This is a genomic window from Pseudomonas sp. LS-2, assembly GCF_003605735.1.
In the GTDB taxonomy this organism is placed as follows: Bacteria; Pseudomonadota; Gammaproteobacteria; order Pseudomonadales; family Pseudomonadaceae; genus Aquipseudomonas.
In genome coordinates, this window is record NZ_QXTJ01000040.1 from 90654 (window position 1) to 116824 (window position 26171).

Consider the following 26171-nt stretch of genomic DNA (forward strand, 5'->3'; position numbering starts at 1 on the left):
ATCAATGGCGTAGCTTCGGTCACAGATCTCAACGTTAGGGAATTCGTCTGCCATCATCGCACGCCCGTCCGGATGGAAAGCGCATTGGTAGCCGTCCATCACGTGAGCATCAGCAAGAAAGAACGCACCATTCCATTGGCCTCCTATCGTCGCCCCCGCCTCTGCGGCGCTGACAATCTTGCGTTTCAGGCATGGATTTACTTTCAGATCCACTCTCAATCCTCCAACAACCATCAGGAGGTCTTGGCGGGTGCGAAGCTGCGAAAGTTCTAGATCAGTGGGGATGGCGATACCCAAGTCACTCATGACACTACGACCCGCCAGACCGACTTTTAGGATCTCGAAGACCGGGGTCTCACTCATCAGATTTGCCGTCACAAGCGCATCCATTGCGCCTGTGAACGACATCATCGAAAAGTTATCCATCAGCACAAAAGCGACGCGCACCACTGACGGGCTACTCGCGCTTTCCTTAGCGACCGACGAATACAGCATGTTTTGATTTTTGAGCACGCTCTCGAAAACGTATGCCATAACTTTCAAAGCCCAATCCACACAGTGATGCGTCAGGTTTGTCGAAAGCGTTACGCCGGCGACAGAAGCAAATTCAGGAAATCTTCGCAGTTCGCTTGTCCATATAAATTCAAGACAGAGTCCTGAATGGCCTGGCTACGAGAGACACCCAAGCTTTCGTCAGCAAACATATGAAATTTGTCGGCAAACTCAGCATCCGACATCGGATTTTCTGGATCACCCTTTGCTGCTGTGATCGGACTGGTAAATGACTTGCCGTCCTTGAGTTGAACAGTGACGCGGGACAGAATTTCCTCTGGAAACCTTGCTGACAGATCAGCCGCCTCCGTGATGTTGACGCGTTCACTGATACTCAAAATGTCAGCAGCATGAATGGCATCGCCAGTCACCTCATCAGCACCTACCCGCCCGCGAGCTATCAGCGCGGCCATGGGGAATGCAAGCGCGTACTGCGCCTCATCAGCGTTTTTTGGGCGATGCCCCTGCAAGCGCATCGACTCATGAAAAGTCTCGACCTCCACAGTCTCAACAGCTTGCGGAACGATCTCAGGATGCTGGAGTTTCAGCGCTGTCATCGCGGTCAATGCAGGCTGAGCCCAGCGGCAGACTGGCCATGGTTTGAAATACTGCTTGTCGATCTCCCATTCTTCACCAATGCCATTCCAGAACTCGGCGACATCTTCCGCTTCAACCGTGGCGGCGGGAGCGCCGGTGACGCCGGCCTGCGCCATAAACAGGGCATTCAGCCCCGCATAGGCGCCAGCACCATGGGCATCGCGAAGCATTGAGGGATAATCGACCAGACGCATCATCGGACAACGCGGCCCAAAGTATTCGGCAATGCCAAGCGCGTGCAAGAAAGTCTCTTCGTCCAGGTTCAACAGGCGCGTACCAGCGCACACCACTCCAAGACCTGAAAATGCACCAGAGGCATGATATTCAGGTGCAATCGCCATCAGGGCGTTCCCCGCCCTTAGGCCTGTCTCGTACCCAAGCATCAAAACGGTCAGCAACTCCTCACCGCTGATGTCTTTTCCCTGGGCACGACATGCGTCAACCAAGGCAATCACCGCCGGTACAACCGTTGCCCCTGCGTGACCTTTGGACGTGAAATGCCCCTCGTGAGCGTCCAGGCTGTCGACGTTGAACCCGCCTGCGTATCCGGCACCGAAGGGATGCACCGCCCTGCCATCGAACCAGAGTCGACTGGACAGCGATGAGGCTGGGTAGTGAGTGACAGCGAAGTTTTTGAGCGTGATGCTTGTATGGTTAGCCCGGGCTCCCGAGGCGACGCCGATGATATCCAGCAAACAGGTTTTGAGCAGTTCCTGCGTCTTGACAGGGGCATCGCTGAATTTGAAATTCTGAATGAACGAATAGAGCGACATGCTGCACTTCCGTGAGGTTCATGTGGGAGACAGGCTGCCCGAACTCCGAGCAACCTTGCTTGGAAGCATTCAGAAGGTCAGTTCTTGGCGGAACGAGCGTCTGCTAGCCAGCCATCGTACGCAGCGCGATGAGCCGCGATCCACTCAGCGGCGTGGCGTGTGATATCCGCTGGCTTGTTTTCGCCATTGTGCATCTTCAGATTTTGAGCACTTTCATCTGCTGTGGAGATTTGCATTTCTGAAAGGAATTTCACCGCCGCAGGGTTCTTTTCAGCGAAATCCTTGTTCAATACAGCGCGAACGGTATCCACCGCAAACCCAAGATTCTTACCATCGTATGTGGTGTTCACATCGTTCTTGCCGCCTGGGAGATCTGTCTTCGGAACCGTCAGCCAGACTACGTCTTTACCTTCGATCAGCACGCTGGAAATCCATTGAGGAACCCAAGTGAAATAAAGAATCGGCTTACCCTCCTGGTAGCGTGCGATGGTGTCAGCCATCAGCGCGAAATACGACCCACGGTTGTCGGTGACCGTCTTTTCTAACCCATAGGCCTTCATGTGATGTTCGACGATGAGCTCGCAACCCCAACCCGGGTTGCAGCCCGTCATGTCAGCTTTGCCATCACCATCGCTATCGAACAACTTCGCGATCTCGGGCTTTTTCAGGTCTTCAATGGATGTGATGTGATACTGGTCAGCGGTCTTCTTATCGATCATGTACCCCTGCAGTACGCCGGGCATTATGTTGCCGACCTTCACCATCGTGTCGTCGCCGCCAGCTTTGGCGTAGAACGAGGCGTGTAACTGCTCCCAGGCATGGACGGTAAAATCAGCATCGCCATACGACAACGCGAGCATCATCGCTGGATAGTCAGTCTCTTTTGGAGATTTGACGTCATAGCCCAGATCCTTGAGGCCGGCCATGGCGATCTCACCTCGGAAGCGTTCCTCCGCAATAGTCGGGAAAATCGGAGTGATCGATACACCTTTGCCAGGCTCCGTGGCCGAAGCAGCCATGCTAAAAGTAGGCGCGACAGCGATGGCAAGAAGTGCCACACAACGGATCAATTTAGCTTTCATACTGCGACTTCCGGCATTCATCGTGATCAACCTTGCGAAATATTTTGGGCAGGTGTTCCAGTCAAAAAGCGATGTCTTGGGAGACTCAACTTTCTTTCAAACGCGCGACGGATTGCGAGGAGTTATTTTTTCTTTTGAGCCTGTAGAGAATCCCTATCGGCCCTGTCTGGTACCAGTGCTCCCCCTTGACGGCCATATTGCTGCGTTCGCCCATGGCCTGAGTCAATCGATCAAGGAAGATCGCGAGAAGCACCAGGCCCACGCCGCCAACAGTAGCCAGCCCCATATCCAAGCGGCCAATCCCTCGAAGCACCATTAGGCCGAGACCACCTACCGAGATCATCGATGCGATGACGACCATGGACAGCGATAGCATCAACGCCTGATTCAGGCCCGCCATTATGGTTGGCGCCGCCAGGGGAAGCTGCACCTTGACCAGCATCTGGCGTCGTGTGCAGCCGAACGCACGGGCCGCCTCCACCTTGTCTTCAGGAACCTGACGAATACCCAGGTTGGTCAACCTGATCAAGGGAGCCACAGAGAAGATAATCGTAACCAGGACACCGGGGACGTTACCGATCCCAAACAGCATTACGACGGGCACGAGGTATACGAATGCGGGAAGGGTTTGCATCGCATCTAGCCCTGGACGCAGGATTCGCTCAAGTCGATCGCTGCGTGCGCACAGCACTCCCAATGGCACACCGATGACGACACAGAACACCAGCGACGTCAGCACTAACGAGAGCGTTGTCATGGCGTCGGCCCATACGCCGATCAGTCCCAGAAGCGTGAGCGTGATAAAGGAAAGCGCGCCTACGCGTTTGCCGCCCACCTGCCAGCCGATGAGGGTGGCGACAATGATGAAGATGGTTGGAGGGATCGAGAGCAGGCCGAACTGGATACCGTTGAGGATTTGATCAACGGGCCATCTGATCGAACGGAAAACTTCCCGGAAGTTATGAACCATATAATTGAGTACAACCTCGACCCATTGGCCGAGAGGTATGGTCATGTTTTGGAACGGATCAAGAAAGCTGAAATCGGACATGGTGGATACCTGAATTTCTGAGCTGAGATCGCTCAGGTGACACTGTCAGTGACGGCTCATTGTCTGGAGCAACACACTTTTGGAGATGGTGCCCTGGAACACCCCCTGCCTATCCAGTACCGCTACCGGATGTGGCGCATCAGCCACGATATGGAAAATGTCCTGAAGCGGCGTGTCAGCGTGAAGTGTCGGCTTCGAGGCATCGCCGTTGAACGGATGCTCAGCGCAAATTTTCGCGACATCGCCTGCTCGAAGAATTTTCGAAGCATCGAAGCCTTTGAAGAAAGCTTTGACGTAATCGTTGGCCGGACTACACAGCAGTTCTTGTGGCGTACCAATTTGCACCACCCGCCCGCCCTCCATGATCGCGATGCGGTGTCCGATCCTGATAGCTTCTTCGATGTCATGGGAGATGAAGATGATCGTGCGATGCTGTTCTGCCTGAAGGCGAATCAGCTCCCCTTGCATTTCGTGACGAATGAGCGGGTCAAGAGCAGAGAACGCTTCATCCATCAGCAGAATGGAGGGATCGTTGGCCAAGGCACGCGCAAGGCCGACACGCTGCTGCATACCCCCAGACAGTTGATGAGGGAAACTGTACTCATGTCCCGTCAGACCTACTTGCTTCAGGGCATCGCGGGCACGGGTGTGGCGCTCTTTCTCGTCGACACCCGAAATCTCAAGGCCGAATGCGGTGTTGTCGATCACGGTCATGTGCGGCATCAACGCAAAAGACTGGAACACCATGCTCATCTCTTTGCGGCGCACGTCTAGAAGCGCGTCGTCAGAAAGGCCGGTGATTTCTTTTCCATTGAGGTGAATCGTGCCAGAGGTGGGTTCAATCAAACGGTTGAACAAGCGAACCATTGTTGATTTGCCGGAGCCAGACAAACCCATGATGACGAAAATCTCGCCACGCTTCACGTTGAAGCTGGCATCGAAAACGCCTACTACTTGACCAGTTTTTGAAAAGATTTCATTTTTATCGGCACCGCTTTTAAGCATATCCATCGCAAGCTTTGGCTGGGAGCCGAATACTTTGTAGATATTTTTTACTGAGAGTATTTCGTCGCCAAGACTCATATTCCCTTTCCTCTGCGAATGACATGGAAAATTTGGAAATTCCTAAAAGCGAATAACCAAATCAATGTGCAAATTCTTTATCGCGGCAGACGAACTTTTTGAAGGAAAAATGATTACCCATTACGACTATCCTCTTATTATTATTAATCTTTGAATAGGCCCTTTTTTCTAGGGCTGCGATGACAAAGTTATTACCTTAGCCTCAGCACGTCTAACAACATTTCCTCAGCCCTATCAATAACGCTAGGTTATTAATGGCGGGGATCAAGCCCATCATTCCGAGCAAGCATCGCCTGTTGAGCATAGCTGACGCCTGTCATCGCGCTTTGCTATCAGCTATCCTCGGGGTCGACAGACAGGCCTTGAGACAGCGGCTGACACCGGTCTTCAGGCGACGTACGTAGGCTTTTTGAGATTCGATACCCGACGCTATGGTTAAGCACATCGATCCTGATAACACCCTGCTGCAGATGCCGTCCCTCAAAGCGGTCAAGTCGTTCGTTGCCGCTGCCAGATACCAGAGTTTCACCCGTGCTGCCGAATCGCTCTGCGTGACCCAGGCAGCAATTAGTCGTCAGATTCGGGAGCTGGAAGGCTACCTTGGCGTTGAGCTATTTCGCAGGGTAGGCCGCACCGTAGAGCTGACGGAAGCTGGAGCGGCTTTCTTTGACGCGGCACAACTGTCGTTCGTGAACATTTCTCAGGCCGCCAAGCGAGTCAGGTCACACCGCACTGGAAAGTCAGAGATCACCCTATGCTGCTCCCCTGCATTCTCAGCTTTGTGGCTCGCGCCGAGGATGCCAGCATTCTTCAGTCAGCATGAAGACATCGACCTAAACCTGATCTCGACGCAAAACTTCTTATCGATGGAGCCTGGCGTCACACCTGATATTTTTGTAACCAAGTTTGCGAGCTTCCAGAGCGGTTACCGAAGCTATCCCCTCTTCCACGATGTGATCTACCCGGTGTGCACCCCACAATACCGAGACGACCATCCGGAGCTGTCCACCCTTGAAGGCCTGCGCGATGGCGCACTTTTGAACCTCAGCCCTTATGGGCGATCCCAAGTGGCAGAGCATGTCGACTGGGGCGTCTGGCTCGCGTTTCACGAGACTGATATAGAACGCCGCCCTTCTACCAGCCCACATATCTTCACTGCGAATGACTACAACATGATCATTAGCATGACTTTAGCCAATCAAGGCGTCGCCTTGGGATGGAACCATTTAGTCATAGCGCTCATTGAGAGCGGCGCGCTTGTCCGGCCAATCGACGAAGAGGTCGTGCATAAGGACTCGCAACACTACCTGGCGTTTAAAGAGGATCGTGAGAGCAACGCAGCCTGCTGCAAGCTGCGCGACTGGCTGCTCACCGAGCTGGGCTGAGACAGCAGCTACTCCGTTATGAGCGTCATTTACCGACGCTCATATCCTTTCGGCGCCAATCAATCCTAGCTCGCCCGATCGCCGGCCATGGAAGCGAGGACAATCGCAATCCACGCCCGCAATTGCGTGCTTACAACCTGCTTTTCCGACTTTTAAGCGTCGTTTCTTTCGCCCGATTGATAACATTTTTTTATGTATAGCCGTACATAAATGTTACTTGTTGCTTCCTGATTTCTACACGTAACCTTCACTCTAGCCGTGACGGCTAACGGCAAAGCGATTTCCAGAAAGGTGCCCTTCGCGACATTCGCGGACTGCCTTTCTCAGACCCTTCGCTTCAGCATGATGCTTAGAGTGGCTGACTGAAAAATAAAAAAATAGCTGCATTCAATTCTCATTTGTACTGCCGAAAATTGAAGTGGCGCCCCGGGTGCAATCCCTCGGGGAATGGGCGACATGGGTCGATGGTGCGTCAATTGCCTATCCCACCACGTCGTAACAAATGGTTAGCCGGCGCTGCTCCTACGTGAGGGAAGCACCGCCTTAGCTTTTGGAGTGTGTTTAAAGTGGATACTAAGTCATCAGTAGCTAAGCTCATTGCCCAGCGCAAACCACGCCATGCGCTTCCGCGTGAGCTGTATAGCAATCCAGACGTGTACAAACAGGATCTTGAACAGATCTGGCATAAAGACTGGATTTTCGCTGGCCATACCTTCGAGCTTGAAAAAACTGGCCAATATTTGACCCTCCAAGTCGGCGAATACCCGGTGGCTGTGGTGCGCGGCGCGGACGGTCAGATTCGCGCTTTTCACAACTCCTGCCGTCACCGTGGTTCAAAGGTCTGTCCTGAATCGCACGGCAAAGTTGCGAAGCTGGTCTGCCCCTACCATAAATGGACATTCGAGCTTGATGGTCGGCTCCTCTTTGCAGGCAATATGGGCCAGGATTTCGATAAGACCCAACACGGGCTGAAACCCGCACACTGCGAGATCGTTAATTCCTACATCTACGTCTGCGTCGCAGATGTAGCGCCTGATTTTTCGTCGTTCCGCAACGCTGTGTCACCATTCATCGCGCCACACAACCTTGAAGACTGTAAGGTCGCCTTTGAATCGAATCTGATCGAGAAAGGCAACTGGAAGCTCGTGTTCGAGAATAACCGCGAGTGCTATCACTGCGATGGCTCTCATCCAGAGCTTCTCAACTCCTTTGTTGAAAATCTATCTGTAGCGGGCGTTGGTGGCGATGATGATCCCGAGCTGATCGAGCATTGGGATCGTTGCGAGGCCGCCGGGCTACCAAGCCGCCTGGTAATGGACAAGGATGGTCGATTCCGTATGACTCGTATCCCTCTGTCCGCCGGCGCTGTCAGCTACACCATGGACGGTAAACCAGGCGTGTCCGGAAGACTGGACAATAGCGGCGAGCCGAATATCGGCGCACTGCTCTACTTCAACTACCCATCAACTTGGAACCATTTCCTCGGCGATCATGCCCTAAGCTTCCGCGTACTGCCAATTGGGCCGAATGAGACCCTTGTCACAACCAAGTGGCTGGTCAAAAAGACCGCGCAAGAAGGCGTAGATTACGATTTGGATCGCCTTACCAAGGTCTGGATTGCCACCAATGACCAAGACCGAGTCCTGGTTGAGGGTGCTCAGGTGGGTGTCAACTCACCCGCCTATGAGCCAGGGCCGTTTTCCGAAGTCGCTGAAAATGGCGTTTGTCAGTTTGATGACTGGTACTGCGACATCATGCAGCAGCGCCTCACTGGCGATAGGGTTCTCCTGAAGTCTGTCGGTTAGTTCGTTGAGGGCGATGGCCGCTATAAGTCATCGCCCTCGACTATATATTCAAAGTAATTGGATCGAGTGCTAAAGCTCGTAATTTAGCACCGGTGCGCGATTGTTACATTCAAAAACAATCGCTAGAACAATAATAAAAACCGTGCGACCTGACATTAGGGTAACCGCACATTTCCAGAATCATACTTGGGTTATTTACAGCGGCCCGACACAACTGCTCAATGACAAATAGCCTTGCCGTTTTCTCCAAAGTGGGGATCACGCACGACCAGGCTTCAAACATTTGGAGATATCGTCTTGAGATTCGAAGGTATTTACACACCAGCGGTGACGCCGCACACGCCAGATGGGGAAATTGACTGGAGGGTATTGGGCGAGGTCTTGGAGTCTCTTGTTGAGGCCAAGGGGCATGGGATGATCATCGGTGGGTCTACTGGTGAATATTACGCACAGACCTCCGAGGAACGCATCAAGCTGGCTGGCTACGCCAAAGACGTCATTGGCTCCCGGGTTCAGATGATTGTCGGCACCGGTGCCATCCGCACTGAAGACGCTGTGATGTATGCCGAAGACGCCAAGCGCATCAAAGCGGATGCGATACTGGTCACCACGCCTCCCTACGCTCTGCCCACCGATCAAGAAAACGCGATCCATGCGTTGACGATCGACCGCGCGGCAAACCTTCCAATCATGCTTTACAACTATCCGGGCCGGATGTGCGTTCAGATGAACGAGGAATACCTCGCTCGAGTCGGCAAATCAAAAAACGTTGTGGCGATCAAAGAAAGCTCCGGTGATATGGGACGAGTGCATCTCCTTGCCCGTGAGTATCCGCATATTACCCTCTCTTGCGGCTGGGATGATCAAGCCCTTGAGTTCTTCGCATGGGGTGCGCGTAGCTGGGTATGCGCTGGCTCAAACTTCCTACCGAAAGAACACGTAGCGCTGTATGAGGCCTGCGTGGTCGAGAAGGACTTCGACAAAGGACGTCAAATCATGTCCGCCATGATGCCTCTCATGAACGCCCTCGATGGCGGCAAATTTGTGCAATGCATCAAGTTCGGTTGTGAGCTCAATGGTCTGAATGTCGGGGATGTAAGAGCCCCGCTTCGCCCACTGAATTCGGGCGACAAGCGCAGCCTGCAGACCGTCATTACTAACGTCAAACGCACCGTCGCCCACATCACATCCGGAGCTAGCCATGCGTGATCTTCTTACCGCAGCGGAATATGCCGCCATTGCCAAATCGATTACGTTCCCGACCAATGCGTTCATCAACGGCGCATTCAAACCAGCGATCTCTGGCAACACGCTCGCCACCGTCAACCCGGCAACCGGGGAAACGCTGACCGAAATCGCGGCATGCTCGTCTGAGGATGTCGACTACGCCGTCAGTAAGGCCAAAGAAGCGTTTGACGACGGTCGCTGGAGGCTGCTGCCTCCCGGTGAACGCAAAGCGGTGTTGCTGAAGTTCGCGAAACTGCTGGAGAACAACCGCCACGAACTGGCCGTACTTGAAAGCTTGGACAGCGGCAAACCAGTGAGTGAATGCCAGCAGGTGGATGTGCCAGATACGATCCATACCTTGCGCTGGCACGCCGAAGTAATCGACAAGCTTTACGACCATACCGCTCCGGTAGGCAACAATGCGCTCACCATGGTTGTACGTGAACCCATCGGTGTTGTTGGCTGCGTCCTCCCTTGGAACTTCCCGCTCCTGATGCTCGCCTGGAAGATCGGCCCTGCACTGGCGTCCGGTTGCTCAGTCATCGTCAAACCTGCCGAACAAACCAGCCTCACCACGCTGCGTGTCGCTGAACTGGCATTCGAAGCAGGAATTCCAGCCGGTGTTCTGAACATCGTCACCGGCACTGGCAAAGAGGTCGGCGAGCCTATTGGCCTGCATAAAGACGTCGACATGGTCAGCTTCACTGGCTCGACAGCTACCGGTCGCCGCTTCTTGCACTACTCCGCCGACTCGAACCTAAAACGGGTTGTCCTGGAGTGCGGCGGCAAAAACCCAGCCGTTGTTATGGACGATGCGGAAGACCTAGATCTGGTCGCCGAACAAGTCGTCAACGGCGCATTCTGGAACATGGGCGAAAACTGCTCGGCGACCTCTCGCCTGCTGGTTCATGCATCCGTTAAAGATGAGTTGCTGGAGCGCATGGGCGCCTATATCCGCGAATGGAAGATGGGTGACCCGCTCGATCCGCACAACCGCGTGGGCGTATTGGTTAGCACTGATCACTTCAACAAAGTGAAGTCCTACCTCGAATATGCAACTCAAGGAAAGCACGACGTCGTCTACGGTGGTGACACCCAAGACGGTGCCTATGTACAACCGACAGTCATTGACGGCGTAGGGCGCGACAGCCGCCTGTTCCAGGAAGAGATCTTCGGGCCGGTGCTGTCAGTAACCGTCTTCAACTCGATCTCGGAGGCAATCGCGCTGGCCAACGATACCGTTTACGGCCTGGCGGCATCCGTTTACACCAGCAATCTGCGCAATGCCATCAAGTTGTCGCGGGAAATTCGTGCTGGGATCGTTACCGTCAACTGCTTCGGCGAAGGCGACGCATCCACGCCTTTTGGTGGTTACAAAGAATCGGGCTTCGGTGGCCGCGACAAGTCTGTTTTTGCTCACGACCAATACACAGAAATCAAAACCATCTGGATCGATGTTTCTGATCGGTCGGTCGACGAGACAGTAAAATGAATACCCATTCCATCAAGCGCCTTCCGGTAGATACTGGTGTTTCCGGCTGGGAGGCCATTTCAAAACGTACGACTCCCGTAAAAGTGCTTGATGGGAATGTTACTGCAGACTGGCTGATCATCGGCGCAGGTTTTGCCGGTCTTTCAGCCGCTCGGCGTCTATCTCAGCTCAGACCCGGCGAGAAGATCGTTGTACTTGATGCTCACGAAGTTGCAAAAGGCCCGGCAGGCCGGAACTCGGGGTTCATGATCGATGTGCCCCACAGCCTCACCACTGGGGAGTACTCGGTGGCAGGTGAATCCGCGACTGCACTGGAAATTGCGCAGAGCCGCTTTGCCATCAAGTTCGCGGCTGAGGCGGCTGTAGAGTATGGAATGTCTGCCGAGACCTTTGATCCGTCCGGGAAAATCAACGCTGCGGCGACCGAGAGAGGGTTGAAACTAAACGTCAACTACGCGGCATCGCTGAAAGCGATCGGCGAGCGCTATGAGCTGTTCGACGCAGCTCAAATGCGCGATATCACAGGTTCTCGTTACTACCACGGCGGTCTGTACACCCCCGGTGCAGTGATGATTCAGCCGGCTCAGTACATCAAGGATCTTACGGATGGCTTGAACGGTAAAATTACGCTGTATGAGCGTTCTCCTGTGACTGAGTTGACCCGATCTGGAGCCGACTGGGTAGCTCAATCTCATCAGGGTCGGGTCACGGCTCCGAAAGTGATCTTGGCTGTAAACGGGCACATCGAAGACTTTGGCCATTTCAAAGGCCGATTGCTTCACGTATTTACCTACGCCTCTATGACGGCTGGCTACGACCATAGCGGTTTTGACCGGGATATCACGGGTCAGCCACGCTGGGCACTACTGCCTGCTGATCCTATGGGTGCCACAGTTCGTAAAATCACAACCAACGGTGAATCGCGGATTGTCATTCGCACGAAATTCACCTACGACCCAAGCATTCGAGTGTCTTCCAGCCGTGTAGCGGCTGTGGCGAAAGAACAGCGCGCGTCCTTCGAGGCTCGTTATCCAGAGCTAAGAAACACTCCTTTTGAGTTCAGCTGGGCCGGTCGGCTTTGCCTCAGTCGTAACAACGCAGCCGCGTTTGGCGAAGTGGAGGAAAACCTTTACTCCGCATGCTGTGAAAACGGGCTGGGTACAGTGAAAAGCACACTTGCCGGAGTGATGGCAGCCGAGTTGGCAACGGGAACAAGCTCCCCTTTCCTGGATCGCTACAGTCAAGCGCCAGGGCCAAGCAAATTACCACCCAAGCTTCTTACGAAGCTCGGAGTGAGCTCAGTTATCGGCTGGCAAGCGTTCAGGGCGGGTCGCGAAGGTTAAAAGCTTCGGCACGCGAGCAGGTTCTCGGACGAGCCATACAACAGCGCCGATTATCAGGTGAAAACAAGATGGTCAAACGAGGAGAAGTCATGGCAGAACCTTTGGCAAGAACCTCCGGTACCTGGACAAAGGCGAGCGAACAACGCTCCACCAGCCTAAGGTCTGCTTTTCACTGTTTCAATAATCCTCTGGCGCTGGCTTCCATTGTCCCCGCAATGCTGCTCAGCCCCAATTTGCTCACCTCTAGAACGTACGTCTTACCGCCCTACTTCAGCAAATGCTACCGCTCTTATTCTGGCGACCGATTCTCTATGGAAATTCGGCCCGCCACGTAACCCGCCCCGGCATCCATCACGGATGGGGGGGCTTTAGATCACCGATAAACAAAATATGAGGAGTGTACCGAATGAGATTCTCCGAAAAAGTGGTGGTTATAACCGGGGCCGCCGGTGGCGTCGGCCAAGCTCTCGTGCTGCTGTTCGCTGGAGAAGGCGCGAAGATATTTTTATCTGATCGGGACGAAGCAGGTTGTGAGGCTATCGCCGCCAAAGCCAGGAATTTAGGTAGTGAGGTGGAGTATCTGGCAGGCGATCTGCGAAACAAAGAATATTGCGAGGCGATCGTCAGTACAGCCGTAGATCGATTTGGACAGCTTGATATTGTCTTGAACAACGCAGGCATTATTCCACGCGGAACGATTGAAGAAACCACTGACGATATGTGGTTCGACGCGATGGGCGTAAACCTCAATGCGGTGTTCTACATTTGCCGCGCGGCAATCCCTCACATGAAAGGTCGGCCAGGTGCGGCGATCGTCAACACCTCATCTGTTTGGGGTGTGTACCCAGGGCCCGGTCACGTGGCTTACTGCACCAGCAAAGGCGCGGTCGCAGCGCTCAGCAAAAATCTTGGCCGCGATTGCGCTCCACTCGGAATCCGGGTCAACGCAGTTTGCCCTCACGAGATAAACACGCCAATGATCCGCACCGGCTTTGAACGCCGAGGCCTAGACCCAGACAAAGCGGTAGAAGAGCTAAACAAGAGTGTGCCCTTGGGGCGCATTGCCGAGCCTGAGGACATCGCGGACGTCATCGCCTTCCTTGCCTCCAATGAGGCCCGATACATCGCTGGTGAGACATTAGAAGTCACTGGCGCCAAACCAGTCTCGGGTTAAGGGAGAAAGCAAATGCTTGAAAACAAGAACATTGTTGTAACTGGCGGTGGTAAAGGCATTGGGCGTGGAATAACGGAGAAGCTGCTTTCTGTCGGCGCCCGGGTACTGGTCGCACAACGTCAACCTCTGGACGACGACCTTGCATCTCGGCCCGATGTTTTCTACGTATCATCTGACCTCACGCAGCCAGACGCACCTAGAGCTATTGCTGAAGCCGCCCGAGGCTATCTCGGCGCAGTGGATGTACTCGTAAACAATGCGGGCTTCATGTTCGAGAAAAGTATCGACGATATCGCCGAGGCTGATTGGGATCGGATGATGATAGTGAATCTGAGAGCGCCTGCATTTCTGATTAAGGCTCTACTACCTCAGATGCGTGAGCGTGGCGGAGGAAGCATCATTAACATTGGGTCAATTGAAGGACTGGGCTCCAATCCTTTGCACGCTGCTTACTGTGCGTCGAAGGCAGGCATCCATGGATTGACGCGCGCGTTGGCTGTCGATCTCGGCAAGGATGGGGTTCGCTGCAATGCCATCGCCCCGGGCTGGATCAATTCTGACTTGAGCGATGCCTACATTGATGCGCAAGCTGACCCTGCCACTGCGCGTGAAGCGCTTCTAGGCTTACACCCTGTCGGTCGTACGGGGTTACCAACAGATGTTGGTGGCGCCGTCGTATTCCTAGCGTCCGAGGCGGCAGCGTTTATCACTGGTCAAGTGCTGGTGGTGGATGGTGGACGCACCGCAAAACTGCCTCTGCCCTTCTGATGAAATCGGCCTCATTGAAACAATGAGGCCGAACCACTTCAAACCCATGCCTCTTGGGTTCAAGCTGGTGTCAAAAGAACTCCCTCTATTAACAACAGATTTGAGTTCAGAGCTCAGTCATCACAGCGGGCAAGGTGTTGGAATTGGGTAGATCCCCGCTCATTCCGAAATGCCGCGACATCAGCACGGCATTGTCACCGGGACTAGGGCCAGCTATTTGGTGTTCTGCAGATCCTTCCAGTTGCCTGGGTAGACCACATAACCGAACAGAGCATGACCTGCGTAAACCACCTCAGTCCCATCAGGAATCCAGAGCACCTGACCCGGCTCGACTTTGTATACCACTCCGTTTGCTGAAAGCTCAAAACAGCCCTCAATCACGAAGATCACCTCGTCGTACAGAAGTGTCCAAGAGACCTCTGCGCCTTCCCAGCGTGCGAAGCCAACACCCATGTTGGGTGAGACCTCGTTCGTGAGAGCTCTTGCAACGCTGGCACCTCCAGGAGGGCCACCGCGATGACTAAACGTCAGATCACGATGGTCGACCAAGATGACCGGGCCTTTCCCGGTGAAGCCCTGGCGCGTCACAACTCACTCCTGCTGTTCCAGGCTGCCCAGCGAATTCGAGTTCGCACCCCCATCCCCAGAAAAGGCTCAGGAGGGTTCAAGGAAGGCATTCCCGTCACGGCGTGAATATCCTGAAGTTGCTGGGAATCAGCCCCCACCACCATATCGGCCAGTAACCTGCCAGATACGGTTCCCCATGCTGCACCAACCCCGTTGTCGCAGGCGGTGGCGTGAACACCGTCGTTCACCTTGCCGAAGAAGTTCGTGAAGTTCCGGGAGATCGCATACGTGCCACCCCAGGTATGTGTGAACGGGACTTTCGACAACGTCGGGTAACCGCCCTGTCGGAGCGTTTCCCCGAGGCGCGCATTACCCTTGACCCCAATGGTGCTTGGTCGCTCAAAGAGGCGATCTCATTATGCCGCGATCAGCACGACGTTCTAGCCTATGCCGAAGATCCATGCGGTGCAGAAAATGGCTACTCCGGGCGAGAGGTCATGGCTGAGTTCCGCCGTGCGACCGGGCTTCGTACGGCCACTAACATGATTGCCACCGACTGGCGGCAGATGGGTCATGCCATTCAATCTCAATCCGTCGACATTCCCCTCGCCGACCCGCACTTTTGGACGATGCAAGGTTCTGTTCGGGTCGCTCAAATGTGTAATGACTGGGGCCTTACTTGGGGCTCTCACTCCAACAACCATTTCGATATTTCTCTCGCAATGTTTACTCACGTGGCCGCAGCCGCGCCCGGCAACGTCACCGCGATTGATACCCATTGGATCTGGCAGGATGGTCAACGGTTGACCAAGGAGCCGTTGAAAATCGAAGGCGGTTTGGTCTCGGTTCCAAAGACACCGGGGCTCGGAGTTGAATTGGATTGGGATAATCTGATGAGAGCGCACGAGACGTACAAATCGATGGGCCTTGGCGCACGAGACGATGCCACCGCGATGCGATATTTAGTCTCAGGATGGGAGTTCGATAACAAACGTCCTTGCATGGTTCGATGATCGTGATCCTGACGGCACAGCCGTCAGTTTCAATACCCCTTGGTACTCGAGCAGCCCGCTGCCAGAGCAACCAGCCTTTTTATAGGTGCAGCATCTGACGACGAAGCATAGATTTGAAATGGTAGATCTCGACGAGCGCTACCACTTCCACCCTCGCTTTTCGCCAAACCGTCACATCATGGAAGCCTCGGGCCAAGCGTCGAAGCCTCGCAAAATCTGTGGGGCCTTGAATTCGAGCGATAGGCCTCTACCCCTTTCGAGGCCTACTCTGCGCAGAACGGCTTATCACTTTCTGACCTCGAATTTCTGAGCCGGTCGACACCTCGCTTAGAGGGTTCTCCTGTTGGATGAGCGAACAGAACCTCTGGGCTGCGGGTGATAAAAATTGGCTGCGACGCGTGAGCAGCCCTAGCGTGCGATTGACGCTCGGATTAATGAGCGGAACAGTCTTAACCAGACCATCAAGGCCGAATTTCGAAATAGCCAACTGAGGCACAGCCGCCACTCCTAGTCCAGAGGCGACCATGTCCACTGCGGTACGCACATGCCTCGCTTCCAACACCGGCTTAGGAACCTGAGGTGTATTCGCCAATGCCCAATCGAGCAGCATTCGATTACCACTTGCCTTATTCACAGCGATGTACCGCTGCTCGCTCAACTCAGACCAACTCACAGATTTCCGTTTGGACAGTGGGTGATCAATCGGACATGCCAATACAAAGGGCTCGTCAAACAGTGGAGTGAAGGTGATATTTCCTTCTTGAGCGCCTAGGTAGTTAATGCCGAAATCTGCCTCACCTCTGACTACCAGCGCCAAGGCCTCACTAGCACCCTCATCCATGACCCGAACCAAAATTCCTGGAAACTGTTGCTGATATTGGTGGAGAACTTTTGGCAGCAGGTGATTGACTGCTGTGGGAACACAGGCAATCGTTATTTCTCCGGTAAGGCGACTGGCCGCGTCAGTGATATCCAATAAGGATTCGTCAAACCCATTAACCACCTGCCTTGCTTTGACAGCAAACGCCCTGCCTGGCGCACTCACCTCAACCCGACGCGTAGTTCTCTCCAGTAGCCGCACGCCGAGATTCGCCTCCAGCTTAGAAATACGCCTAGAGAGAGCCGACTGAGAGAGATGAAGCTCATGAGCTGCCAAGGCGAAGCTACCTAGGTCTACCACTGCTACAAACGCACGTAGATCACTGATCTCAACATTCATGTGCGGCATGCAATTATCCTTGAAATTATTGCAATTAACTTTGCCTGCATTGTGATTCATGCTGCAACGAGCGCGCACCCAAATCTCTTACAAACACAATACTTTGGAGCACCGCATGAATTTGATTAACCGTCGAGCCTTGCTCAAGGCCGGTGCAGTGGTAGCTGTCTCAGCTGGGACAGATTTGAGCTTCGCGGCTCAATCGGCTCCTACCGCCAGCGCGACCCAAGAACCTGTAGGGGTGCCCTCTTCCGCACAGGGCGAAAACACAACCAAAATCCTGGCGAGATATTTGGTCAATGCACGTTACGACGATCTGCCTCCTAACGTACGTAAAGAAGGCGTGCGAACACTACTCAACTGGGTGGGTGTCGCCGTTGGCGGCTCACGACATGAAACCGTCGAACGTGCCATTCGCGCGCTCAAACCATTCTCCGGCCCAGAGCAAGCAAGCCTGTTAGGCCGTACCGAACGCTTCGATATCATGAACGCGGCATTCCTAAATGGCGTGGCCAGTCATATCTTCGACTACGACGACACACACCTGAAAACAATTATCCATCCTGCTGGGCCGGTGGCTTCAGCCATTCTGGCGCTGTCCGAATATCACCCAATCAACGGGAAGGAGTTTCTCAATGCACTGGTGCTTGGGGTTGAGACCGAATGTCGAATTGGCAACTCGGTCTACCCGGAACATTACGACGTTGGCTGGCATATCACCGGTACCACCGGTGTGTTCGGGGCAGCAGCAGCTGCCGGCAAGATTCTGGGGCTCACCGAGCAACAGATGATCTGGGCTTTGGGATTGGCTGCGTCACAACCTGTAGGGCTTCGTGAGTCGTTCGGCTCCATGAACAAAAGCTTCAACCCGGGCCGGGCCGCCAGCAACGGTTTGTTTGCAGCGATGCTCGCCGCGCAGGACTTCACCAGCTCAGACATCATGATTGAGGCTAAACGGGGCTGGGCACACACGATCAGTACCAAACAGAATTTCGCTGAAATCACCGACGGCTTAGGTACGCGGTACGAAGCGGCCTTGAATACCTACAAGCCCTTCGCCTGTGGGATCGTCATTCATCCCGCCATCGACGCCGCTATTCAGTTGCGTAACGAACACCATCTGACTCCTGATCAAATCGCAGAAGTACGTCTCAAAGTCCACCCGTTAGTGTTGGAACTGACTGGCAAGAAAACCCCGCAGATCGGACTTGAGGGCAAGTTCAGTGTTTACCATTCTGTAGCTGTGGCATTGGTGCAAGGTGCAGCAGGTGAACGCCAGTACAGCGACCAGGCAGTGAAGGATCCCGTAGTGGTGGCGTTACGAGACAAGGTCACGACTGTCATCGACCCAAGCATCAAGCCTGAGCAGGTGGACATGACGCTGATCCTGAAGGATGGCCGACAATTGCATAAATATATCAAGCATGCGATCGGCAGCCTTGAGGTACCAATGAGCGATCAGCAGTTAGAGGCAAAATTCAGTGACCTCGCCAAGGGTGTCTTGTCAGACGCCCAAGCACATCGCTTGATGGACTTGTGCTGGAAGGTGGAAGACCTGAATTTCGTTGCTGATATCGCCCAAACTGCCCGCGTATCGAAGGGGGCGATCTGATGAAAAAACTCTCAAGTTTGACTCGGCGTCAGGTTTTGAAAGGCAGTGCGGTGGTACTGGCCACGAGCACACTTCCCTTTTGCAAGCTCTATGCGGCGGAGAGCAGCAATGGCATAACCGCCCAGCTGGCGAGGTACATCGTGAGTGCTCGTGGCAATGCCTTACCATCAAACGTTGCGCTGGCCTGTAAGCAACATATTCTCGATACCCTCGGAGCAATGCTCTCCGGATCGCGCATGCGTCCAGGTGAAATGGCGACGAAGTATGTTCAGCAACAAGGGGGGACTGAACAGGCTTCCGTAGTGGGGTCTACCTTCAGGACGAACGCTGTAAACGCTGCCCTAGCCAATGCGATGTGTGCTCACTCAGATGAGACCGACGACTTCGAACCAGTGACCAAAGCACACCCTGGCAGCTCGGTTGTGCCTGCTGCCTTAGCGATGGCTGAACTCCATCACAGCAGCGGCGAAGAGTTTATGAGGGCTGTTGCCTTGGGTTATGACACGAGTTGCAGGTTGTTAATGGCGCTAGGGCCCGACCTGGTGCGAGGCTCACATCGGAGCGCAGAAGGCACTGCAGCAACCTTTGGCGCAGTAGGGGCGGCTGCGTCACTTGCCAAGCTTGACGAGCAGAACACTCGCTTCGCTCTGTCCTACGCCGCTCAGCAAGAATCCGGATTATGGAGCTGGGTTAAAGACCATGACCACATCGAGAAAGCCTTCGACTTTGCTGGCATGGGCGCCCGCAACGGAGTGCAGGCCGTTTCGATGGTTGAGTCAGGAATGACTGGCGTTGATGATGTACTGGACGGCACTCACAACCTTTTGATCGCCCTCTCAAGTCAACCGCGCCCGAGCGAGATGATTGATCGCCTCGGCGAACGGTTCTTCGTGACAGAAACCGCCATAAAGACGTACTCGGTTGGCTACCCTATCCAATCCCCATTGGACGCTATTCTCAGCCTACGCAAGAAACACAACCTGGTTCCTGAGCAAGTGAAAGGGATCGAAGTCAGGGTACCAAGCGATGCTGTTGGGATAGTCGGAGACAGCGCTATGCCAGACGTGAATTGCGCACACATGGTCGCGATCGCGCTGGTCAAAGGAAAGGTCTCATTCGTCGACAGTCACGACACCTCGCTTATGAAAGATCCAGCGCTGATGGCTCAGCGCGCGAAGATCAAAGTCATCGCAGATCCTGCGTTGGATGATCCAAAAGCCCCCCGAGGAGCAAAGGTGATCGTTACTCTCGCAGATGGCAAAACAGTCGAGCACCACACTCGCTTTCCATCAGGCACGAAAGAAAATCCACTTAGCACTGAAGCCGTGAACGCTAAGGTGCGAGATCTCATCGTGCCCGTCATTGGCAAGGAGCGCAGCGAACAGCTGATCAACCAGATCAATAATCTGGAGCAAATGAAGGATATGGCCGAGCTACGTTCGCTGTTAATAGCTTAGCGTCAGCGGCGTCTTACTTGGCAGGGAGCGCAGAAATCAGTGCTCCCGTACCGCCCAAGCCATTCCGTCAGGGCGACCACCGACATCCAAGTGGCCACTCACCTCAAGGCTGTTCAGGTCGACCACCACAATAGTGTTGTCTGGCGTGCAAGCGATGAATGCTCTATTGCCTACAGGATCCATCAACAGAGATGCACCACGGCCCACCGTTAAGCGTTTCACTTCCCGGCGAGTTTGACGATCGAGGACAACCAACTCGCCGGTACTGACGCTGGCAACCAGAACGTGTTTCCCATCTGGCGTGATACCCACACGGTGCGCGCACTTGAGGTGGAGATCTTTTCGGGTCGCTGTCGAGCTGCTCAGATCGACGACGGAGAGCGTGCCGGTTGGGGTAGCTGTCCACAACTCCCGACCATCAGCCGACACATCAAACCCTTCGGCACCTTGCCCCACGGTCACCAGCGCCTGGCGCCAGTCCAAGTGCGGCTTTGCCCCGGCGGGGAGCACCCCTGTTGGCGGTACGGTGGGCTGCACCATCACCTCTCGCATCAGGCTGACGGTTCCGGAATCGACATTGGTGGTGTAAATCGATTTGGCGTCAGGCGCGACGTGAATCATGTGAGTGGTGTTTTGTCCCGTGCCCATCATCCAGTCCACTTTGCCCAACGAGGGATCGAAACGTGCAATGGCCTGTGCACCCTGTGCGGTGAACCATAGCTTGTTCTGTACGTAAGCCAGACCATGAGGCCCAAGCAAGGGACGTGTATCGATAGGGGGCAGCGCTTTGAAACGGTCGAGGTCAAGCACATCAATTTCGTGAAATGCTCCGTACCCGGTGTTCGAGACGTAGGCGCGGGTGCCGTCGCTGGATGCCACCACCTCATGAGGATCCGGGCCGACAGGTAGTCGGGCGACGACCTTCAGCGTATCCGGATCAATCACAGACAGCGTGTGTTCGACCTTGGAAATGGCCAATAGCGCACGAGGCATCGGGGCAGGTGCAGCCATCAACCACGACGGCATTGCGACCAGCAGACAAACAGCAATGAATGGCTTGCAACGCATGGATTTTCTCGCAGGCGATGGGCCTCCTCCCGAGAAGGCCCAGAGTGGAGAGTCAGACAGATTCAGCTATGGCCTGTATCGTCAGTTGGGCGACCAACTCACTGGACATAGGATTTTGCCCGGTTACCAGTCGTCCATCTTTCACAGCGTAAGGCTCGAACTTTGGAGCACCCTCATAAAGCCCGCCCAGCTCACGAATGCGGCTTTCCAGCAAGAAAGGCATCGCCTCAGTAAGGCCGGCAGCATCTTCTTCCTCGTTGCTGAATGCACTGATACGGGGCCCGTCAAGGATTGACTTTCCTGCTTCGTCCGATGCGCCAAGCAAGCCCGCCGGGCCATGACAGACCGCCGCAACAACCTTCCCCTCCCTCCAAAAAGCCTCGATAAGGTGGGCCAAGGCAAAGTCTTCTGGTAGATCAAACATGGTGCCGTGACCACCCGGCAGGAAAATCGCTGCGTAAGGTGCACTGACAATCTCAGCCAGCAGCAAGCTATTTTCGAGCAGGGACATGGCACGTTCATCGGACGCGAATCGCACGACGCTTGGAGTGGTCTCCTCACGTGAATGCGGGTCGACAGGCACGAGACCGCCTTTGGGCGACGCCAGAACGACTTCAAACCCTGCATCAATAAAGTGGTAGTACGGGGTACTTAACTCTTCGAACCAGACTCCCGTGGGTCGATTGGATTCGCCCATCGTCGCCTGCGAGGTCAGTACCATCAGGATGCGTTTGTCGTGACTCATGATGTTCGATACTCCCTTCACTGCGGCCCTGCCGGCTCGTAACGCTGAAGCCAATGCGCATAAGGCGCAGGCAGCACCCACGCAGGCTGGTCAGCGCCCAACTCTTTCGCTGCAAAGTAAGGCCAATGAGGATTGGCCAGGTGCGCGCGGCCCACCATCACCAGATCGACTTGCTCTGCTTGGAGCACCTCTTCGCACAGCTTGGGAACATCGACACCCCAGGCCGTCGCAACCGGCAAGCCTGTTTCGCTACGCACCCGCTTGGCTATAGGTGCCAGGAAAGCGGGGCCCCAAGGAATGCTCGCATCTGGGGTGGTGAAGTTCATGCTGACGTTTAGCATGTCCAAGCCCGCGCCGCGCATGGTCTTGATTAGCTCAATTGACGCCACTAGCGTCTCTTCGTCCTTGCCGTCAAATTCAATCACCCCGAAACGTGCCGTCAACGGCAGGTGCTCTGGCCAAACGGCTCGAACAGCTTCGAGCGTTTCAATCACGAAGCGTCCCCGGTTATTGCCGCCGTACTCGTCCGCCCGCTGGTTGGCGTAGGGAGAGAAAAAGCTTTGGGCGAGATATCCGTGAGCGAAGTGCAGCTCCAGCCACTCGAAGCCGGCGTCCAGTGCACGTCGCGCTGCCGAGACGAAATCGTCACGCACACGGCGGATGTCCTCCACGGTCATTTCCTTTGGCATCTGTGGCAGGTTGGCGCCAAAAGCGGTGGCCGACGGAGAGAGGGTGTCCCAATGACGCGGATCATTGCCCGCAATGTGATCGTCACCTTCCCACGGGCGGTTGGCACTGGCCTTGCGACCGGCGTGGCCGATCTGGATACCCGGCACGGCCCCGCCAGCTTTGATGGCGGCGGCAATGGAGGCCATGCCGCCCACCTGTTCGTTGTTCCATAGGCCAGTACAGCCGGGAGTAATGCGCCCCTCGGGCGAGACAGCCGTCGCCTCAACAATCACCAGCCCGGCACCACCCCGTGCGAGACCGGTGTAATGCGCCAGATGCCAGTCGTTGGTAAGTCCGTCATGAGCGCTGTACTGACACATCGGGGGCACGGCAATTCGGTTACGTAAAGTCACAGACTTCAGGGAGAACGGCGTGAATAGTTTGCTCATCGAATACTTCCTCAAACCGGGTCAAGGCGCACAATGGCCTTGCCGGTGTACGTTCTGTTTTGCAACCCAGCGAGATGGGTTGCGAGATGTTCAAAAGGTGCTTCGTTGATCGCATCAGCGGCCCACTGCCCAGCACCGAGCTCATCGAGCAGCGACTCACCCGCACTGACCAACTCGCGCCAAGTTCGGTCATCACCAAACCTGTGAGCAGCACCAAGGGCCACTTCGTGCAATGACAGGGTGCGTGTAAAAGGCGGTACGGCGGGCGCACTCAGGCGATCCTGAACGCAGACCAAATGGCCGTTCGCTCGTAGGCTCGGTGCGAGCCATTCAGCGTGTTGCGCATTGACGGTATCGATGACGGCGTCGAAGCAGGCCTCACCCTCCGAAGCGCCTTGAAGAGGGCCGCTCAACCACTGACCAGCCCCAAGCGCACGTAGTCGTTGAACATGGCGAGGATGGCTCATGACGGTAATCTGCAGATTCCGGCGCGAAGCCAGCTGGATCAGATGATGGGCTACTGAACCACCCGCGCCACTAATGAGTAGGTTTTTGCAACTTCGTGGCAGCTTCTCCAGAGCGAGCCAAGCGGTGAGTGCCGGGCACGGTAGGCTGGCTGCTCTGGCCCAATCCACCGATGCTGGCATGCACAGCAGCACGCGAGTTTGAACCACGGTGTACTCGGCAAAGCTGCCGTCACGTTGCAAGCTCTGGTGATACGCAACTCGCTGACCGACCCATGCTGTCGCCACGCCCTCACCCACCGCGACTACGATTCCGGCGCCATCTACACCGGGCACATGACCTGGACGCCAGTCCACGAGATCGCCGCCCAGCACCTTCCAGTCCACCGGGTTGAGCCCGATGGCCACGTTGCGCACCAGCACTTCGCCTGCCGCCGGAACAGGCATCGGTTTATCGACCAGCTTCAGTTCAGCTGGATTGGCGCTGCCCTGCCAGACCCAGGCGCGATGAGACGTGCGGGTCATGACTGGTAGGCTCCAGCTGAGTAAGTCAGCTCATAGCTGTGGCTGTAGATCTCCAGGATGTTGCCGAAGGGATCTTCCATAGAAACCATGCGATAGGGTTTCTCACCGGGGAAGTACTCCCGCACTGGCATGCGTTGCTTGCCGCCGGCAGCGACGATTTTTGCCGCGAGGCCTTCGACGTCCGGGTCTTGGACACAGAAATGAAAGACGCCCGTTTTCCAGTACTCAAAATTGTTGTCCGGACGTTGCGCGTTAGGGACTGGAAGATTTCCACGCCGACCCGGTCACCGGTGGACAGGTGAGCGATGCGAAACTCACCCCAGCCCGCGCCAAATACGTCGGTGCACATCACGCCGATGGCGCTGTCATCTTCGGTGATCGTGGTTGCGGGCATGATCAGGTACCAGCCCATCACTTCGGTGTAAAACTTCACTGCACCATCCAAATCAGTGACGGATAGGCCAATGTGCGAAAAGCTGCGCGGATATACAGGCATGGGGGTTCTCCTAAAGATTTGAGTCAACCTTAGCGATCGAGCGCTATAATAAGAACCACCGTATAATTATGGCTTCCATAACATTTCATGATGATAAATCCTCAATGGCTAAGATCGTTTCTTGCCGTGGCCGAGCTTGGCAACTTCACCCGCACGGCTGAGCGCTTGGGACTAACTCAGGCCGCCGTTAGCCAGCATGTGAAATACTTGGAAGATGAATTCGGCCCATTGCTGATACGCCGTCCACGACAGGTCGAACTGACCCCAGCAGGCGTCGCACTGCTGGATTACGGCAGCGATATGGAGCGTGCCTCCAGAGCGCTGCAGGCGCGCCTTTCAGGCGCTGACGAAAAGCACGGGGACATCAGTCTGGTTACGCCTGGCAGTATCGGCTTGACGCTTTACCCCCTCTTGCTGGATTACCAACAACGAAATCCCGGCCTGACGATTCGCCACCGCTTCGCCCCCGACAGCGAGGTGCTAGAGGCAGTGTTGAACAACCGCTATGAAATGGGACTGATCACCTTCAAGCCCGAAGATCCACGTCTGAGCGCACAGCGCTTCATGGACGAACCACTGGAGCTGATTCTGCCCGCCGGGGTCGAGTACGAGGGATGGGAGACGCTAATGGCGCTGGGGTTCATCGATCATCCAGACGGCATTGGTATGGCCACACGCTTGCTGAGTCGGCGCTATCCAGGTCGTCCAGGCATTCGTGAATTTCCCGGGCGCGGATTCAGTAATCAAGTAGGGTTGATTCTGCAGCCCGTGGCACGCGGATTAGGATTCACCGTCCTGCCACGCTTCGCTCGGCAGGCCTTTGCCGACCAGGGCGCAATTCAAGTAATCGAATGTGGCAGTCCGGTGATCGATACGCTGTGGCTCATCCACAGAGCCGAATGGCCACTGGCATTACGTGCTCAAACTGCAGTCGAGCATGTCCGCCAGCGCCTATCAGTTGAGATCTGATCGCAGGAAGTTTTACTGATCAGCCAACCGCGCAGCACTGACCAGCCCATCCAACCAGTCCTGATGACCATTGATCATCGGATTAGGCTTGGCCTTGGCCAACTCCTCGGCGGGCTTACCCTTCTGGGTCTCCTGAGTGAGGATACGAACGCGCCCACCCGACAGGTCTTCAATCAGCCATGCGTGGTGAACGTCCAACCGAGTGTCACCCTCACCTGCCCAACCATGCCAAGCGATTCGGCCCGGCTCTGTAGCCGTTGGCTCGACACATTCATTGCATTCGGCTTCGACCGGGAAGCCAAATGTCTCAAAGTAAAATCGCACGCCATCTTTCAGATCCGCGCCGTCGTGATTGTGAAACTGCACGTTGGCCGAGTTGGCGTAGTAGGTAGGCCAGCGGTGGGCTTGGCTCAGCAGTGGCCAAACTTGCGCAGCGGTCAGACCTGCAACGATCACTTCATTCGAGACGAAGTTTTCGGTAAATCCTGGCAGGTAGCCTTCTGGCCAAATGATCTCGTTCATGGTGTCTCCAAGTTGGATGAATTGATGGGCACAATGATGGGTGTAAGCTTGAAATAACACCAAT

At 55.0% G+C, this 26171-nt stretch carries 21 protein-coding genes and 4 pseudogenes; 11 read left to right on the forward strand and 14 right to left on the reverse strand.

Annotation, left to right across the window (positions count from 1 at the left end; all coding sequences use genetic code 11):
- The 5 genes and pseudogenes from D3M70_RS33715 to D3M70_RS26010 all read right to left on the reverse strand — a co-directional run.
- Positions 1-534: pseudogene (locus tag D3M70_RS33715) on the reverse strand (AraC family transcriptional regulator); the annotation flags it as partial.
- Between the two features lie 50 nt (positions 535-584).
- Positions 585-1922, reverse strand: a complete 1338-nt coding sequence (locus D3M70_RS25995; protein WP_120128546.1) for an MmgE/PrpD family protein — start codon at positions 1920-1922, stop codon at positions 585-587.
- Between the two features lie 77 nt (positions 1923-1999).
- Positions 2000-2980, reverse strand: a complete 981-nt coding sequence (proX, locus tag D3M70_RS26000; protein WP_120128800.1) for a glycine betaine/L-proline ABC transporter substrate-binding protein ProX — start codon at positions 2978-2980, stop codon at positions 2000-2002.
- Between the two features lie 109 nt (positions 2981-3089).
- On the reverse strand, positions 3090-4070 hold the full coding sequence (proW, locus tag D3M70_RS26005) for a glycine betaine/L-proline ABC transporter permease ProW (protein WP_256659998.1): 981 nt from the start codon (positions 4068-4070) through the stop codon (positions 3090-3092).
- Between the two features lie 30 nt (positions 4071-4100).
- Positions 4101-5138: a glycine betaine/L-proline ABC transporter ATP-binding protein gene (locus tag D3M70_RS26010; protein ID WP_120128549.1), complete on the reverse strand. Its 1038-nt coding sequence runs from the start codon at positions 5136-5138 to the stop codon at positions 4101-4103.
- Positions 5139-5569: 431 nt separating this feature from the next.
- Here D3M70_RS26010 and D3M70_RS26015 point away from each other — a divergent pair, with 431 nt between their 5' ends.
- The 7 genes from D3M70_RS26015 to D3M70_RS26045 all read left to right on the forward strand — a co-directional run bounded on the left by D3M70_RS26015 (position 5570) and on the right by D3M70_RS26045 (position 14332).
- On the forward strand, positions 5570-6523 hold the full coding sequence (locus D3M70_RS26015) for a LysR family transcriptional regulator (RefSeq protein ID WP_165869892.1): 954 nt from the start codon (positions 5570-5572) through the stop codon (positions 6521-6523).
- A 566-nt stretch (positions 6524-7089) separates the two neighbouring features.
- Positions 7090-8328, forward strand: a complete 1239-nt coding sequence (locus D3M70_RS26020; RefSeq protein ID WP_120128551.1) for an SRPBCC family protein — start codon at positions 7090-7092, stop codon at positions 8326-8328.
- Between the two features lie 297 nt (positions 8329-8625).
- Entirely contained in the window at positions 8626-9537 is a 912-nt protein-coding gene (locus tag D3M70_RS26025) for a dihydrodipicolinate synthase family protein (RefSeq protein ID WP_120128552.1), read from the forward strand.
- Positions 9530-11047 carry an aldehyde dehydrogenase gene (locus D3M70_RS26030; RefSeq protein ID WP_120128554.1) on the forward strand — a complete coding sequence of 506 codons (1518 nt, stop codon included), beginning with the start codon at positions 9530-9532 and terminating at the stop codon, positions 11045-11047. Before D3M70_RS26025 ends, D3M70_RS26030 begins: the two co-directional genes overlap by 8 nt.
- The gene (locus tag D3M70_RS26035) at positions 11044-12390 is read left to right on the forward strand and encodes an FAD-binding oxidoreductase (RefSeq protein WP_120128555.1); all 1347 of its coding nucleotides are present in this window, start codon (positions 11044-11046) and stop codon (positions 12388-12390) included. Before D3M70_RS26030 ends, D3M70_RS26035 begins: the two co-directional genes overlap by 4 nt.
- Positions 12391-12796: 406 nt before the next feature.
- Positions 12797-13564 (forward strand): SDR family NAD(P)-dependent oxidoreductase, encoded by a 768-nt coding sequence (locus tag D3M70_RS26040; RefSeq protein ID WP_120128557.1) that lies wholly within the window; start codon positions 12797-12799, stop codon positions 13562-13564.
- 12 nt (positions 13565-13576) lie between these two features.
- On the forward strand, positions 13577-14332 hold the full coding sequence (locus D3M70_RS26045; RefSeq protein WP_120128559.1) for an SDR family NAD(P)-dependent oxidoreductase: 756 nt from the start codon (positions 13577-13579) through the stop codon (positions 14330-14332).
- A 213-nt stretch (positions 14333-14545) separates the two neighbouring features.
- On the opposite strand, the gene D3M70_RS26050 is transcribed toward D3M70_RS26045, so the two are convergent.
- A complete protein-coding gene (locus D3M70_RS26050) occupies positions 14546-14920 on the reverse strand; it encodes an ethanolamine utilization protein EutQ (RefSeq protein WP_120128560.1) in 375 nt (124 codons plus the stop codon).
- A pseudogene (locus D3M70_RS26055) lies at positions 14917-15234 on the reverse strand (FAD-dependent oxidoreductase); the annotation flags it as partial. The gene D3M70_RS26050 and the pseudogene D3M70_RS26055, both read right to left, overlap by 4 nt.
- On the opposite strand from D3M70_RS26055, the pseudogene D3M70_RS26060 reads away from it, so the two are divergent.
- Positions 15229-15912: pseudogene (locus D3M70_RS26060) on the forward strand (enolase C-terminal domain-like protein); the annotation flags it as partial. The pseudogenes D3M70_RS26055 and D3M70_RS26060 sit on opposite strands and share 6 nt — an antisense overlap.
- A 247-nt stretch (positions 15913-16159) precedes the next feature.
- On the opposite strand, the gene D3M70_RS26065 reads toward D3M70_RS26060, so the two are convergent.
- Positions 16160-17131: a LysR family transcriptional regulator gene (locus D3M70_RS26065; protein WP_120128803.1), complete on the reverse strand. Its 972-nt coding sequence runs from the start codon at positions 17129-17131 to the stop codon at positions 16160-16162.
- A gap of 115 nt (positions 17132-17246) precedes the next feature.
- Here D3M70_RS26065 and D3M70_RS26070 point away from each other — a divergent pair, with 115 nt between their 5' ends.
- On the forward strand, positions 17247-18743 hold the full coding sequence (locus tag D3M70_RS26070) for an MmgE/PrpD family protein (protein WP_120128562.1): 1497 nt from the start codon (positions 17247-17249) through the stop codon (positions 18741-18743).
- A complete protein-coding gene (locus D3M70_RS26075) occupies positions 18743-20200 on the forward strand; it encodes an MmgE/PrpD family protein (RefSeq protein ID WP_120128563.1) in 1458 nt (485 codons plus the stop codon). The genes D3M70_RS26070 and D3M70_RS26075 overlap by 1 nt, the downstream gene beginning before the upstream one ends.
- Positions 20201-20236: 36 nt before the next feature.
- On the opposite strand, the gene D3M70_RS26080 is transcribed toward D3M70_RS26075, so the two are convergent.
- From D3M70_RS26080 to D3M70_RS26100, 5 genes and pseudogenes are all read right to left on the reverse strand, one after another.
- Positions 20237-21178 (reverse strand): YncE family protein, encoded by a 942-nt coding sequence (locus tag D3M70_RS26080; RefSeq protein ID WP_218568453.1) that lies wholly within the window; start codon positions 21176-21178, stop codon positions 20237-20239.
- Between the two features lie 142 nt (positions 21179-21320).
- Positions 21321-22013, reverse strand: coding sequence for a type 1 glutamine amidotransferase domain-containing protein (locus D3M70_RS26085; protein WP_120128565.1), 693 nt, complete (start codon positions 22011-22013; stop codon positions 21321-21323).
- A 17-nt stretch (positions 22014-22030) separates the two neighbouring features.
- Entirely contained in the window at positions 22031-23131 is a 1101-nt protein-coding gene (locus D3M70_RS26090) for an NADH:flavin oxidoreductase/NADH oxidase (protein WP_120128566.1), read from the reverse strand.
- A gap of 11 nt (positions 23132-23142) precedes the next feature.
- Complete coding sequence (locus D3M70_RS26095; protein ID WP_120128568.1) at positions 23143-24120, reverse strand: zinc-binding dehydrogenase; 978 nt, start codon at positions 24118-24120, stop codon at positions 23143-23145.
- Positions 24117-24616 (reverse strand): annotated as a pseudogene (locus D3M70_RS26100) (lactoylglutathione lyase family protein). The gene D3M70_RS26095 and the pseudogene D3M70_RS26100 overlap by 4 nt, the downstream one beginning before the upstream one ends.
- 87 nt (positions 24617-24703) lie before the next feature.
- Here D3M70_RS26100 and D3M70_RS26105 point away from each other — a divergent pair.
- A complete protein-coding gene (locus D3M70_RS26105; protein WP_256659991.1) occupies positions 24704-25585 on the forward strand; it encodes a LysR family transcriptional regulator in 882 nt (293 codons plus the stop codon).
- Between the two features lie 12 nt (positions 25586-25597).
- Here the strand turns inward: D3M70_RS26105 and D3M70_RS26110 are convergent, their stop codons facing one another.
- Positions 25598-26107 carry an SRPBCC domain-containing protein gene (locus D3M70_RS26110; RefSeq protein WP_120128569.1) on the reverse strand — a complete coding sequence of 170 codons (510 nt, stop codon included), beginning with the start codon at positions 26105-26107 and terminating at the stop codon, positions 25598-25600.
- Between the last annotated feature and the right edge of the window lie 64 nt (positions 26108-26171).